At 32.2% G+C, this 15,000-nt stretch carries 15 protein-coding genes and 1 pseudogene; 14 read left to right on the top strand and 2 right to left on the bottom strand.

Features of this window, described 5'->3' with window-relative positions:
• Positions 1-63 precede the first annotated feature (63 nt).
• Both CLAN_RS00850 and CLAN_RS00845 read right to left on the bottom strand, forming a co-directional pair.
• Entirely contained in the window at positions 64-1,260 is a 1,197-nt protein-coding gene (locus tag CLAN_RS00850; RefSeq protein ID WP_100590355.1) for a capsule biosynthesis protein, read from the bottom strand.
• The gene (locus tag CLAN_RS00845; protein ID WP_100590354.1) at positions 1,257-3,326 is read right to left on the bottom strand and encodes a capsular polysaccharide biosynthesis protein; all 2,070 of its coding nucleotides are present in this window, start codon (positions 3,324-3,326) and stop codon (positions 1,257-1,259) included. Before CLAN_RS00845 ends, CLAN_RS00850 begins: the two co-directional genes overlap by 4 nt.
• A gap of 170 nt (positions 3,327-3,496) precedes the next feature.
• Here CLAN_RS00845 and CLAN_RS00840 point away from each other — a divergent pair, with 170 nt between their 5' ends.
• From CLAN_RS00840 to hddC, 14 genes and pseudogenes are all read left to right on the top strand, one after another.
• On the top strand, positions 3,497-3,979 hold the full coding sequence (locus CLAN_RS00840; RefSeq protein WP_100590353.1) for a hypothetical protein: 483 nt from the start codon (positions 3,497-3,499) through the stop codon (positions 3,977-3,979).
• 5 nt (positions 3,980-3,984) lie between these two features.
• Positions 3,985-4,170, top strand: a complete 186-nt coding sequence (locus tag CLAN_RS08220) for a hypothetical protein (RefSeq protein ID WP_147525225.1) — start codon at positions 3,985-3,987, stop codon at positions 4,168-4,170.
• 70 nt (positions 4,171-4,240) lie between these two features.
• Complete coding sequence (locus CLAN_RS00835; protein ID WP_100590352.1) at positions 4,241-5,419, top strand: DegT/DnrJ/EryC1/StrS family aminotransferase; 1,179 nt, start codon at positions 4,241-4,243, stop codon at positions 5,417-5,419.
• 48 nt (positions 5,420-5,467) lie between these two features.
• The gene (locus tag CLAN_RS00830; protein ID WP_100590351.1) at positions 5,468-6,007 is read left to right on the top strand and encodes a dTDP-4-dehydrorhamnose 3,5-epimerase family protein; all 540 of its coding nucleotides are present in this window, start codon (positions 5,468-5,470) and stop codon (positions 6,005-6,007) included.
• 76 nt (positions 6,008-6,083) lie between these two features.
• Positions 6,084-7,211, top strand: a complete 1,128-nt coding sequence (locus CLAN_RS00825) for a GDP-L-fucose synthase family protein (protein WP_100590350.1) — start codon at positions 6,084-6,086, stop codon at positions 7,209-7,211.
• Positions 7,204-8,331 carry an NAD-dependent epimerase/dehydratase family protein gene (locus CLAN_RS00820; RefSeq protein WP_100590349.1) on the top strand — a complete coding sequence of 376 codons (1,128 nt, stop codon included), beginning with the start codon at positions 7,204-7,206 and terminating at the stop codon, positions 8,329-8,331. Before CLAN_RS00825 ends, CLAN_RS00820 begins: the two co-directional genes overlap by 8 nt.
• Positions 8,331-8,890: pseudogene (locus CLAN_RS00815) on the top strand (dTDP-4-dehydrorhamnose 3,5-epimerase family protein). The gene CLAN_RS00820 and the pseudogene CLAN_RS00815 overlap by 1 nt, the downstream one beginning before the upstream one ends.
• Complete coding sequence (locus CLAN_RS00810) at positions 8,891-10,027, top strand: NAD-dependent epimerase/dehydratase family protein (RefSeq protein WP_100590348.1); 1,137 nt, start codon at positions 8,891-8,893, stop codon at positions 10,025-10,027.
• Positions 10,027-10,380, top strand: a complete 354-nt coding sequence (locus tag CLAN_RS00805) for a Rossmann-fold NAD(P)-binding domain-containing protein (protein WP_100590347.1) — start codon at positions 10,027-10,029, stop codon at positions 10,378-10,380. Before CLAN_RS00810 ends, CLAN_RS00805 begins: the two co-directional genes overlap by 1 nt.
• Before the next feature lie 221 nt (positions 10,381-10,601).
• Positions 10,602-11,630 (top strand): GDP-mannose 4,6-dehydratase, encoded by a 1,029-nt coding sequence (locus CLAN_RS00800; RefSeq protein WP_100590346.1) that lies wholly within the window; start codon positions 10,602-10,604, stop codon positions 11,628-11,630.
• Positions 11,631-11,653: 23 nt separating this feature from the next.
• Complete coding sequence (locus CLAN_RS00795) at positions 11,654-12,592, top strand: NAD-dependent epimerase/dehydratase (protein WP_100590345.1); 939 nt, start codon at positions 11,654-11,656, stop codon at positions 12,590-12,592.
• Positions 12,593-12,666: 74 nt separating this feature from the next.
• Positions 12,667-13,686, top strand: a complete 1,020-nt coding sequence (hddA, locus tag CLAN_RS00790; protein ID WP_100590344.1) for a D-glycero-D-manno-heptose 7-phosphate kinase — start codon at positions 12,667-12,669, stop codon at positions 13,684-13,686.
• A complete protein-coding gene (gmhA2, locus tag CLAN_RS00785) occupies positions 13,674-14,270 on the top strand; it encodes a D-sedoheptulose 7-phosphate isomerase (RefSeq protein ID WP_100590343.1) in 597 nt (198 codons plus the stop codon). The genes hddA and gmhA2 overlap by 13 nt, the downstream gene beginning before the upstream one ends.
• The gene (gene hddC / locus CLAN_RS00780) at positions 14,271-14,951 is read left to right on the top strand and encodes a D-glycero-D-manno-heptose 1-phosphate guanosyltransferase (protein WP_100590342.1); all 681 of its coding nucleotides are present in this window, start codon (positions 14,271-14,273) and stop codon (positions 14,949-14,951) included. It abuts the gene before it with no gap.
• Positions 14,952-15,000: the final 49 nt, after the last annotated feature.

Below are 15,000 nucleotides of genomic sequence, written 5' to 3'. Positions count from 1 at the left end.
TATATCCTCCGCAAAATTGTTTGATAAATTATAACAAAATAAGGCTACAAATCGGCCCAAAAACTATTTAAATTCCACCCCATCTTTTAGATAATAGCTCCCAATTATCTGTGTATTATCCACCAAATATGCCCTAAATTTGGCATAAAGCTCACTATCAACTCTAGATTGAATAGTCCAAAATTTATCTAAATTTATATCTTTTGTTGTAAGGCCTTTGATATCATACATAGATTTTCCAAGGCAAATTACAGGCTTAGAGTAGCTTAAGGCGTTTAGCCCAACGGTGCTATTGATTAAAATTACAGCTTTTGAGTTTTTGATTATCGTAGGCAAATGAGCATCAAATACAGCCATCACACGCCCTTCAACCTTATAAATTTGAGCTAAATAGCTAATATATGAGCTATAATTTTTCTTGCCTCTATCCATTGGATGATGCTTAAAGATCAAAATCATATCCTTAGGCGCATTCTTAGAAAATGATGAGATAATATACTCAATAAAGCTCTCCATAGTCTTAAATCTAGAGTGAGTTCTAACCTGAAAATCATCATGAGTTTGAAGTGCTACAAAATAGTATCTCCCACTTAACTCCCCATCTAAACGCTCATTTAAATTTTTTTCGCTAAATTTATATTTAATCTTTCTAAAAAGATTGCGAATCCCATAAAATCCCTCTCTAATAGGCGAAAAATCACGATGATGAATATAGTTAGGATATAAAAAATAGAATATATTTGCTATTAGATAATACTGCACCGCCCACCACGCCATCAAGGCATAAGTAGAGGTGGATTTAGCTGAAAATGGCTTGGTTAGTGGCTTGTAAGCATCATAAAATTCCCTATCTCTAGGCATTTTAGAGTGGTTATTGACCCCATAAGACTCCATTGTGATAAATCCAGGCCGCAAATACCCCTCTTCAAAGACATAAACACTAATCCCCAAATTCCTAGCTATCTTAATAGCCATTTTGTGATAAAATCTACAATCCCCAAATAAAAAGACAATATCAATATTATTATCTTGATAAAATTTATTTATAAATTTAGGCCACTGCTTTGGCTTGGCTTTATATGCGATATAATTTTTACTTTTAGAAAAATAGGCATCGCCAGCATTAAATCCAATTCTAGTTACAAAAGCGCCCTTTTTGGTACAAATCTTATCAAGCTTATTAAAAAAATCCCCCATAGGGCCTTGTAAAAGCAAGACATTTTTGCCTTTAATAGCTGTAATTCTCTCTTCTAATCTCATCTTTTTATCACAAATAAAACTACATATAAAATTTTCTGCCCTATTCTAGCATATAGTGACCAGACCTTATGTAAAAACGCATTTATCGGCTTTTGAAGCTCTTGCTTTTGCTCTTGTAAAGCCAAAACCAAATCACTAGCCCCACAAGGCTCTAAACTCACCGGATGGATATATCTAGGATAGATTATATAGGCTCCAGCAATTAATTCATCTATATTTAAATTTCTACAACGCCTTAGAAGTTGCTTTTTATCATCGCTCAGCCCCCATCCAGCCCAAAACGGCCTACCATAGCAAATAACCCTTTTACCACGCAATATAGCCTCTAAGCCACTTGTAGAGGTCATTGTGTGAATCTCATCAGCTATATCAAGTAGCACAGGCATACTCACCCCAGTTACAATCTCATCGCAATATTTTAGCGCTTCGCTCTCATCTACTTGGCCTATTCTATTGCCACTTAGCACATCAGGATGAGGCTTGTAGATGATATGAGCTTTAGGAGAGCTTAATCTAGCTTGTTTGATTAGCTCGATATTTTTCATCCCATCAGCGCCGATTTTTACACTAGCGTCATCTTCGACTTGACCAATAACTAAGGCTATTTTTTTGCTATTTTTAGGGGTAATTATACCATCTTTATCATCATTATATTTTGAAATTTTGCTATTTATTAAATTTTGTTTTAATTTTATTGCCTCTTCTAACTCATAAGCGCTGAATTTATGATAATTTAATATATTTTCTAATCTGCTTGGTTTTGTGGTATCAAAATATATCCCAACATCATCAAAAACCAAAGAATACGGCCTAGTAAGATCGCTTCCTAGCCCAATGGAGCGGATAAAGCCATCTTCCACCCTTATTATACTCACGCCATTTTCATCGCACCATTTCTGTAGTTTTGGATACTCTTTTTTGCCCCAGATATAGACTAATGAGCTAGGATTTAATCCCTTTTTTAATGCTAAAAGAAGTGGATCTTTGCTAAATGTGCTTATGAAATTTAAATTTCCACCCAAAAATGGCACCATAAATTTCCGCTTCCAAATAGAAAATCCAAATAAAAATTTTTTATTATTATCCATATTTAATTTAGAATTTTTTATGATATTTATCTGTGGCAAAAGGCTGTTTAGGGTAGTTTTATCGCCTTTATATGGATCAATATATTTAGCATAAATCATATATGCCCCAGCAAAGAGCTGCTCTATACTTAGCTTTCTATTTCGCCTACTTGGAGCTTTTACCCTATCATCACTTAGCCCCCAACCAGCGTAAAATGGCACTCCAAAACAGACGCATTTACACCCACACATCAAGGCCTCAAAGCCCATGCCAGAGCTTTTGGTATATACCTTATCTATATGCTTTAATAGCGAAATTGGATTTATATCTTGAGTGATGATTTTGATTTGTGGGGGCAAATTTGATATATCTATATCAGATTTTTTCTTGCCATTTAGTGCGTCAGGATGAATCTTTAAAAGTATATTAGCACCGATATTTTCATCTATAGCAGCCCTTATCATCTCACCGCTACTAACCCTATCCCCAAGACCATAAATCAGCGACGCATCACCGCTAGTTTGGGCTATTATGAGGATATTTTTGCCTTTATTTAGCTCATATTTTTCTATTAATTCTTGTGTGATATCTGGGGCGTTATTGTATTTTGAGATATTGTGCGTGGTGATAAAATCCATACACCACCTAGCCTCTTGTAAAATCTCATCGCTAAATTTATAATTTGCCAAAATCTCTTCTAGCCTGCTTGGCCTAGTGGCATCATAGTAAATCCCGATATCATCTTCAACTATGCTAAACGCCTTCGCACCATCAATCCCAAGCCCAACCGAGCGGATAAATCCATCTTCTAAAAGCCGAAACTCCCCATCAAATTTGGCGGATAAATCAATAGCATTTTGACCTGATCTTTTGCGTCCCCAACCATAAAATTTGCTATTTTTGTCTATGGATGTAAATTTAAAATATTTTTTAATTTTATACAAGCGGATTACATTTTTTATCAATTTTTTAGAACTACTATAGCCATCAAATTTCATACCAAACCTAATTATTATATAAATTTGGCAATTATACCTAATAAAAAATAAAATAGATATAAATAAATTTAATACAAAATATATCCAAATTGGCTAGATTGCTGACCAAATTCAGCCTTATTTTATAAAAGTGCCATTATAATCCCTTAATCAAAAATGAATGGATAAATATGTTTAAATTCAAATCTACAATTCTTATGCTATCTTTAAGTGCTACATTTGCTCTGGCTGATGGGTATTTTATCGGATTTAGTGGTGGCTTAAATCATAGCTTGGTCGATGAAGATAATTATGATTTAATATCAGATAATAATCTCTTATTATCCCCTAAATTTGGCTATCAAATAAACAATACGCACAGATACTATCTATCATATGAATATGGTGGCAAATCAAGTGGTAGTAGAAGCTATGATATCGAACTAGCTGGCGTAGTTATAGCAAATGAGTGGGAAAAATATGAATTTACTTCTCATAGATTTTTATTAGGATATGACTACACTCCACTAATACGGCAAAATTTAAGAGCCGATATAGGCGTATTTGCGGGATACGCCTTGGGTAAATTTGATGTAGAAAATAGCTTAATACAAGATATAGCCCCAGCAATCCCTAGCTATCTTGATGGATATTTAGCTATGGAGCAAAATTAGGTGCTTTGTATGAAATGGATGATAGATGGGATATAGAATTTGGTGCAAAAATTATGCGTACAATGTATAAAAGTAAAGATTTGGATATAAGCTTTGATTATGGTGGCACAACCTATAAGATAGAAGATAAGCCATTTAGACTAAAACAGCTTGATATGGGAGCATATCTTGGCGTGAGTTATAGGTTTTAATTTAAATTTATTTGTTAGTTTTAAGTAATATTTTATATAATTTAGCTTTTAATTTTTATAAGGAGTTTTTATGCAAGGATATTCTTTAGCATCATCAACTTGGGATGAAAAAGAGTTAAACGCCATTAATGAAGTTATCAAAAGCGATATCTTTACAATGGGCAAGAAAGTAGCCGAATTTGAAAAAGATTTCGCTAAATTTGTCGGATCAAAATACGCCGTTATGACAAGCTCAGGCTCGACAGCGAATTTAATCGCAACTGCAGCATTATTTTATACCAAAAATAATAAACTAAAAAGAGGCGATGAAGTAATCGTCCCAGCCGTATCTTGGAGCACTACATATTACCCACTTCATCAATATGGCCTTAAACTCAAATTTGTTGATGTAGATTTACATACACTAAATTATGATTTAGAAGCGTTAAAAAACGCTATAAGCGATAAAACAAAGATGATAATGTGTGTAAATTTACTCGGAAATCCAAATGATTTTGACGCTATTAAAGCTATGATTTGTGATAAAAATATAATTTTATTAGAAGATAATTGCGAGTCAATGGGTGCCGAATATAAAGGCAAACAAGCCGGAACATTTGGTATTATGGGGACATTTTCTACATTTTACTCTCACCATATGGCTACTATGGAGGGCGGTTTTGTCGTTACTGATGATGAAGAGCTTTATCACATTTTATTATGTCTTAGGGCACATGGCTGGACTAGAAATTTGCCAAAAGATAATCTAGTAGCACCAAAAAGCGATGATTGGTTTAGTGAATCGTTTAGATTTGTATTGCCTGGATACAATGTCCGCCCTGTTGAAATGAGTGGGGCAATTGGTATAGAACAGCTAAAAAAACTTCCAAATTTCTTAAAACATAGAAGAGAAAATGCCAAGCTCTTTAAACAATATTTTGATAATCATCCTGATTTTATCATACAACAAGAAATTGGCTCTAGCTCGTGGTTTGGATTTTCACTCATTATAAAACCTAACTCAAAATTAAAAAGAGCTGATATTATCAAACTTTTAGAAGCTAATAATATAGAGTATCGCCCTATTGCTACTGGTGATTTTACTCAAAATGAGGTTATCAAATATTTTGATTACGAAATTTTTGGCGAATTAAAAAACGCAAAATATCTACAAGAAAATGGCTTTTTCGTAGGCAATCACCAAATAGATATTAGCAATCAAATCAATTTGCTAAATAGCGTTATAGGGGGGGGGCAGACCTCTAAATAATAAATTTCAAATTTCTATCGCTTATCTTAGCGAGCTAAAGGCTGCGTGATGGCGATAGAATTTGATATACAAGAATCTAAAAAACTAAAAGGCGTTTATATCATCACTCCTAATAAATTTAGGGATTTAAGGGGTGAGATTTGGTCAGCATTTACTAGCGAAGCTATCGATAAACTCCTTCCAAATAATCTAAGATTTATCCATGATAAATTTATTTACTCAAAGCACAATGTAATCCGTGGCATTCATGGCGATAAAAATACATACAAATTAGCTACTTGCGTATATGGGCAGATCCACCAAGTAGTAGTAGATTGCCGTGAAGATTCTCCTACATATTTACAATATGAAGAGTTTATAATAGACGCTGATAATCAAAAGATGATTTTAGTCCCAGCTGGTTTTGGCAATGCTCATTATGTTAGCTCACAAAGTGCGGTCTATTATTACAAATGTGCGTATATAGGCAAATATACAGACGCAGATGAGCAATTTACTTATGCTTGGAATGACCCTAGAATAGGCATAGAGTGGCCTACAACTAATCCGATTTTATCAGAGCGAGATATGCTTATCACGCAAAATTAAAACTTAAATTTAAGTAAAAATTAGGCAAATTAATGTAATAATTATGGGCTAAATAAGCCCATTATCAAGGAAATAAATGGAGAAAAACTCTAAAATTTATATCGCAGGACATAGAGGTCTAGTCGGTAGTGCTATTTTACGAAAATTACAAAATGATGGTTATCTAAATTTGATATATAAAACACATGATGAATTAGATCTTACTAATCAGCAAGAAGTTAAAAAATTTTTTGAGATAGAAAAACCGGAATTTGTGATACTCTGTGCCGCCAAAGCTGGTGGAATAGGCGCCAATAGCAAATATAGAGCAGATTTCATCTATCAAAATTTAATGATAGAGTGTAATGTCATCCATCAAGCATATTTAAGTGGTGTTAAAAAATTGCTTTTTATAGCTTCAACTACAGTTTATCCTAAAAACGCCACCTTGCCAACTAATGAATCTTGGATGTTAAAAGGTGATTTGGATTATGCTAATAAGCCTTATGCCTTATCCAAAATCGCTGGTTGTTTGATGTGTGAGTCATATAATTTACAATACAACACAAATTTCATATCCATAACTCCTACAAATTTATATGGTGACAATGACAAATTTGATTTAGAAAAATCACATGTAGTCCCTGGAATTTTAAGAAAAATGCACTTAGCCAAACTCCTAAATGAAAATAGATATGATGAGCTACTAAATGATTTAAATATACCAAATTTAGATGAAGCTTTAGTTTATTTAAACAAATTTGGCATAAATGAAAATAGCGTAGAAATATGGGGTGATGGCACTCCTACAAGAGAATTTTTACATAGTGATGACCTAGCAGAGGCTGCCTTGTTTATCATGAAAAAGATAAATTTTAAAGATCTTATCGATAACTCACAAGAGATACAAAATACCCATCTAAATATAGGTCCAAATAAAAATATTACAATTAAAGAGCTAGCAACATTAATCAAAGAGATAGTTGGATTTAAAGGCGATTTGACTTTTAACGCTAATCGCCCTAATGGAGCAATGAATAAACTAACTGATTGTTCAAAAATTCACTCTTTAGGCTGGAAACATAAAATAAATTTAGAAGAAGGAGTCAAAATGCTGTATCAATGGTATAAAAATGGGGGGGGGTATGAGCTAAATTTAAAATCAATAAATAATTATAAATTTACCCCAAGTCCTTACACTCTTAAAAGGAGTGTAAATGGATAAAACCTCTAAAATTTATATCGCAGGACATACAGGAACACTTGGCTCTGCTATATTAACAGAATTAAAAGAGCAAAATTACACAAATTTAATTTATAAATCAAGACTTGAATTAGATCTCACAAATCAAAAAGCTGTAGCTGATTTTTTTAAAACACAAAAACCCGAATATGTATTTTTGTGTGCAGCAAAACTTGATACTTTAGGGCTTTTTACACCTGCTAATGTAATTTATGAAAATAGCATGCTTCAAGCAAATATTATAAATTCTGCCTATGAAAATAATGTTAAAAAGCTTATATTTTATGGCTCAGCTTGGGCCTATCCACAAAAAGCCAATAATCCTATAACCGAACAAGATTTATTAAATGGCAAATTAGATACCAAAGCCGTGGCGTATGGTTTGTCAAAAATCATAGGCACAAAAATGTGCGAAGCTTATAATCTACAATACAACACTAATTTTATAACCCTATATCTTTCTAATCTATACGGGCAAACGGCTGAATTTGACCTTACAAAAGCTAAAGTTTTGCCGGCTTTACTTAGAAAATTTCATTTGGCTAAACTATTAAATGAAGATAAATTTGATTTAGTTTTAAAAGATTTAAATCTTGACAAAAATGAAGCTAAAAAAGTTTTAGACAAATTTGGTATAAGCAAAGAATATGTAGAAATTTGGGGAAGCGGAAATGTTGTGCGTGAGTTTCTTCATGCTAAAGATTTGGCAGATGCTTCTATTTTTGTTATGAAAAATGTAAATTTCGATAGTCTTAAATCAGAACAAGAAACACACTTAAATGTTGGCAGTGGCGAATTTTTAAGTATTAAAGAATTGGCATTTTTGATTAAAGATATTGTCGGATTTAATGGCGATATTAAATTTAATACAGATAAGCCAGATTCTACAATGGATAGAATGCTTGATACTTCAAAAATCAAAAGTCTAGGCTGGAAACATAAAATAAATTTAGAAGAAGGAGTCAAAATGCTGTATCAATGGTATAAAAATGGGGGGGGGTATGAGCTAAATTTAAAATCAATAAATAATTCTAAATTTACTCATTTATATTCAAATTGCAATTTCACTATGCCTTTTGGCTTAGGCTCAAAGGCTGCGTGATGGCGATAGAGTTTGATATACAAGAATCTAAAAAACTAAAAGGCGTTTATATCATCACTCCTAGCAAATTCAAAGACTTAAGGGGTGAGATTTGGTCGGCGTATTCAAGTGAAGCGATATTAAAACTTTTACCAAATGGTTTGAATTTTGTCCTTGATAAATTTACACTTTCAAAACCAAATGTTTTAAGAGGCATTCATGGCGATCATAAATCTTGGAAGCTTGTAACTTGCGTAACTGGTGAAATTCACCAAGTTGTAATAGATTGCCAAAAAGAATCCCCAACATATCTACAATATGAAAATTCATTATCAACTCCGATAATCAAAAATTGATTTTAATCCCGCCACGATTTGGCAATGCTCAATATGTTAGCTCAAAATGCGACTCTATGTATTATTACAAATGGGCTTATGAGGGCGAATATGTCGATGCAAGTGATCAATTTACATTTGCTTGGAATGATCCTAGAATCGCAATTGATTGGCCTACTAATACTCCAATTTTATCAAATAGGGATATTGAAGCAATGACACAAGATCATACAAAAGGATTCTAAATGGATAAAAACTCTAAAATTTATATAGCTGGGCATAATGGGCTAGTAGGAAGTATGATTTTAGCAGAGTTGCAAAAGCAAGGCTATAATAATATAATCTACAAAACGCACGATCAATTAGATTTGATAGATCAAAAGTCTGTTGATGAATTTTTCAAAACTCAACTACCTGAATATGTATTTTTCAGTGCTGCTTTTGTGGGTGGATTTATCAAACAAAAGAAATATCCGGCTGAATTTTTATACAATAATATCATGATGCAAAATAATGTTATTTGGGCTGCGGCCAAATACGGCGTCAAAAAATTAATATATTTAGCCTCAGCATGTGTCTATCCAAAAGACGCCCCATTGCCGCTTCGTGAGAGCTATATGCTAGAAGGTGCATTTCAGCCAAATAATGAGAGTTATGCTATTGGCAAGGTTGCTGGGATTAAACTATGTGAATATCTAAATTTAGAAAAAGGAAAAAACTTTTTATGTGTTGCTCCAACTAGTATCTATGGAGAAAATGATAATTTTGATTTAGAAGATTCTCATGTTCAAGCTGGAATTTTCCGTAAAATTTATCTAGCAAAATGTTTAAATGAAGGAAATTTAGATCTATTATCTAAAGATTTGGGCTTAGATAAAGAGTTGGCTTTGGAATTTTGCCACAAACACGGCATATATGATACTCATATACAGATGATAGGCACAGGCGCTGCTGCTAGGGATTTAGCTAATTTTTGTATATATTTAGCCTCTAATATAGATTTTAAAGATCTGTGCGAGTATGATGAAAACGGAAATTTGATAAGTTCTTTTGTAAATTTCACAAATGAAGACCCAATTAGCATTAAAGAGTTAGCTCATTTGATAGCTAAAATTATGGATTACAAAGGTGAGCTTCTCTTTGAAAAAGAGCTTAGCAAAGATGATGGGACTCTTAAAAAATCAATGAGTAAAGATAAATTTAATAAACTTGGCTTTAAAAATCAAATTTCTATTGAAAAAGGCCTTAAAATGATGATAGAAGCATATAGCGCTAGGGGGGGGGCAGAGCGTAACTATCTAATTTTCTTTTATGCTCTTTATAGACTTCGTAATATTTCTCTTTATTATACCAATTTTAATACTAGTAATAAGGAGAAATAATGCTATTATATCAATTTTTAAATCAATATTATTCTCAAATTTCAGTTTTAAATTTAGAAGAGCTTAGGGATAAAACTATCTTTATAACAGGCTCTAATGGCTTGATAGGTTCTAATTTTGTAAGCTATTTTTATTATTTAAATAAAAATTTTAATTTTAATATTAAAATTATCGCTCATAGCTTTTCAAAACCTATTTGGTTTTTGCCTCAAGATGATAATATAACATATCTAAATTCAGATCTCAATAATCTAAAAATAGATTTTAAATTTGATTATTTGATACATGCTGCTACATATGGACAGCCTAAAAAAGTGTTAGAAAACAGAGTTGGCACTATACTATATAAATAGTGCTTCGTTAATACAATTGAGATAAAAAGGCCAAAATATTTACGCTTTGATGCTACGGCGCTTTTAAACTTAGAATATGACGCTTATGATATTAATAATGGTTTTAAAGATATTAAAGATATTTTAAATTCTCTAAGTTAAAATCAAACACCGCTAATTTAGATTATTTTTAGCAAGCTAGTGATATACTAGTTTGCTAAATTTAAATTAAAGGCGCTAATATGAAAGCTCTAATTACAGGATTTACAGGGCAAGTTGGCTCACAAATGGCAGATTTTTTGCTAGAAAATACGGATTATGATGTTATAGGTATGATGCGTTGGCAAGAACCTATGGACAATATCTATCATTTAAGTGATAGGATCAATAAAAAAGATAGAATCAGTATTTTTTATGCAGATTTAAATGATTACTCTAGTCTTCAAAAACTTTTTGAGAGTCAAAGACCGGATGTGATCTTTCATTTGGCCGCACAGTCTTACCCAAAAACTTCTTTTGACATACCTATAGAAACATTACAAACAAATATCATAGGCACAGCAAATATTTTGGAAAACATTAGAATTTTAAAGGCAAAAGATGGATATGACCCTGTAGTGCATATCTGCTCTTCAAGTGAAGTTTATGGTAAAGCAAAAGTAGGGATTAAACTTAATGAAGAAACAGCTTTTCACGGTGCAAGTCCTTATAGCATAAGCAAAATTGGCACTGATTATTTGGGAAGATTTTATGGCGAAGCTTATAACATTCGCACTTTTGTTACAAGAATGGGAACGCATAGTGGCCCAAGAAGAAGCGATGTGTTTTTTGAAAGCACAGTTGCAAAACAAATTGCTTTAATTGAAGCGGGTTATCAAGAGCCTGTTATCAAGGTTGGAAATCTTTCGAGTGTAAGAACCTTTCAAGATTGTCGTGATGCTATAAGGGCTTATTATCTACTTTCTCTTGAGAGTCAAAAGGGTAATATTCCTTGCGGAGAAGCTTTTAATATAGCAGGAGAAGAGGCTTTTAAACTTCCTGAAGTTATAGATATATTGCTAAATTTTAGTGATATGGGGGGGGGTATTGAGGTAAGACAAGTTGAAGATAGGATGCGTCCTATTGATGCTGACTATCAAATGTTTGATAATAGTAAAATAAAGAGTTTTATCGATTGGAAAGCTGAAATTCCTGTTAGACAAATGCTTAAAGATTTGCTAAATCATTGGAGAAATGAAATTAAGAGAGGCAGAATTCCTTTAAATCGATAAAACCATCGATTTAAAGGAAAAATATGTCAAAAAAAGTTTTAATTACAGGTGGTGCAGGTTATATAGGTTCGGTTTTAACACCGATTTTACTTGAAAAAGGTTATGAAGTTTGTGTGATTGATAATTTGATGTTTGATCAAATCTCTCTTTTATCTTGTTCTCATAATAAAAATTTTACTTTTATAAATGGTGACGCTATGGATGAAAATCTCATTAAGCAAGAGGTAGCAAAAGCTGATATTATTATTCCCCTAGCTGCTTTGGTTGGAGCTCCACTTTGTAAAAGAAATCCAAAATTAGCTAAAATGATCAATTATGAAGCTGTAAAAATGATAAGTGATTTTGCAAGTCCTTCTCAAATATTTATTTATCACAATACAAATAGCGGTTATGGTATAGGAGAAAAAGATGCAATGTGCACTGAAGAATCTCCCTTGCGTCCTATCTCAGAATATGGGATCGATAAAGTGCACGCGGAGCAATATTTGCTTGATAAAGGAAATTGTGTAACTTTTCGTTTGGCTACTGTTTTTGGAATTTCACCTAGAATGAGACTTGATTTACTTGTTAATGATTTTACCTATCGTGCATATAAAGATAAATTTATAGTGCTTTTTGAAGAGCATTTTAGACGCAATTATATTCATGTTCGCGATGTGGTTAAAGGATTTATTCATGGAATTGAGAATTATGATAAGATGAAGGGTCAGGCTTATAATATGGGATTAAGTTCTGCAAATTTGACTAAAAGACAGCTTGCTGAAACGATTAAAAAGTATATTCCTGATTTTTATATCCATTCAGCCAGCATAGGCGAAGATCCGGATAAAAGAGATTATTTGGTTTCAAATGCTAAATTAGAGGCTACAGGTTGGAAACCAGATAATACTTTAGAAGATGGCATTGAAGAACTTTTAAGAGCGTTTAAAATGATGAAAGTTAATCGCTTTGCAAATGTTTAAATAATATTATATAGAAGTTAAGTATATTTTGCTATAATTTTATAATAAATTATAGCAAAATAAGTAGTAATTCAATGAAAACCATACGCACGCAAACTCCTCTTCGCCTTGGTTTAGCAGGTGGTGGAACTGATATAAATTTATATTGTGATAAATACACAGGTTATGTTTTAAATGCAACTATATCTTTATATATACATTGCACTTTGATCGAAAGAGAAGATGGAAAAATCATTTTTGATTCGCCTGATACAAATTCTTACTCTGAGTACGAAAGTAAAGAATTCTTAGGAAATGATGGAAAATTAGATATTTTTAAAAGTATTTATAATCGCATTGTAAAAGATTTTACAAAAAAACCTTTAAGTTTTTCTTTGCATACATACTCAGATGTACCAAGTGGTAGTGGTTTGGGCGGAAGCTCAACTTTGGTTGTAGGGGTTATAAAAGCCTTTGCAGAATGGCTTAATCTACCTTTAGGAGAATATGAAATCGCTAAGCTTGCTTATGAGATAGAAAGAGAAGATTTAGGCATAGTAGGCGGAGCACAAGATCAATACGCCGCAACTTTTGGTGGCTTTAATTTTATGGAATTTTATGATAATAAAAGAGTCATTGTTAATCCTTTGCGTATTAAAAATTGGATAGCTAGTGAGCTTGAAGCTAGAACTGTGCTTTATTTTACAAATATTACAAGAGAAGCAAAAGATATAGAAGAACATAAAAAAGGAAAGCTCGGAGATGAAAAATCCCTTGAAGCTATGCACGCTATAAAACAAGATGCTATAAAGATGAAAGAAGCTTTGTTTAAGGCGGATTTTGATACTTTGGCACAAATTTTAGGAAAATCTTGGCAGTCAAAAAAAATCATTTCAGAAATCGTTAGCAATGATGAGCTTGAAAGAATTTATCATTTAGCTATGCAAAATGGAGCTTATAGTGGCAAAACTAGTGGAGCAGGAGCAGGTGGATTTATGTTTTTCTTTGTAGATCCTACTAAAAAATATAATTTAATCAAAGCTTTAAACAAAGAGCAAGGTTATGTGCAAGATTTTTCATTTACAAAAGAGGGGGTTAAATCATGGAGAATTTAAATTCTTATATAAAAGAACATTTTCAAGAATCAATTTTAGTAAAAGAGCAAATTTTAAAAGATGAGAATTTGATAACTCTTATTAAAAATGCTTCATTAGAAGTCATAAAAGCTTATAAAAATGGTAACAAAACTTTACTTGCAGGAAATGGTGGTAGTGCTGCAGATGCACAGCATATCGCAGGGGAATTTGTAAGTAGGTTTTATTTTGATAGACCCGGTATCGCAAGTATTGCACTTACTACAGATACTAGCATATTAACAGCTATTGGCAATGACTATGGTTATGAAAATTTATTTGCAAGACAAGTGCAAGCACAGGGTGTTAAAGGAGATGTTTTTATAGGAATTTCTACAAGTGGAAATAGCGCAAATATCATAGAAGCCCTAAAAGTATGTAAAGAAAAAGAGATAATCTCTATAGGACTTACTGGTCAAAGCGGCGGCAAAATGGCTGATTTGTGTGATTATTGTATCAAAGTGCCATCAAATTGCACCCCTAGAATTCAAGAATCTCACATTGTTATAGGGCATATTATTTGTGCTATCGTAGAAGAAGAGATATTTGGAAAAGGTTTTAAATAGATGAATAGCCCTAAAGAAGCAATCATCTTATGTGGCGGACTTGGAACACGCCTTAAAAGCGTGTTACCAAACCTGCCAAAACCTATGGCACCTGTTAAAAACAAACCTTTCTTAGCGTTTATCCTAGAGTATTTAAAAAGACAAAATATCAAAAAAGTTATCTTAGCCGTTTCATATAAATATGAAATAATACAAAATTATTTTCAAAATTCATATTTAGATATGGAGATTGTCTATAGCATAGAAGATGAGCCACTAGACACTGGTGGAGCGATTGTGAAAGCCTTAAAATTAGTAGATCAAAATAGCGTATATATACTTAATGGTGATACAATTTTTGATATAAATCTAAACAATTTAAAACTAGATGATAGCAAAATTTGTATAGCTTTAAAACATATGAATAATTTTGATAGATATGGGAGTGTAAATATCGATAAAAATCATAATATAACAGCATTTAATGAGAAAAAATTCACACCCGATGGATTTATCAATGGCGGAATTTATTTAATTACAAAAGATATATTTGATATATTTAATTTACAAAATAAATTCTCATTTGAAGAGTTTTTTCAAAATAATTTTTTAGCTCTCAAAGCTAGAGCCTGCGTGTTTGATGACTACTTCATTGATATTGGAATCCCGCAAGACTATCAAGCTTTTATTGATATTAATTAATTTTCTTAAAACCTATATTTCAACCAAATTTGATAATAAATTAATATAT

The sequence above is a fragment of the Campylobacter lanienae NCTC 13004 genome, assembly GCF_002139935.1.
GTDB lineage: Bacteria > Campylobacterota > Campylobacteria > Campylobacterales > Campylobacteraceae > Campylobacter > Campylobacter lanienae.
Note: the sequence above shows the minus strand (reverse complement) of the source record. Positions and strands in the feature narration are given on the sequence as shown.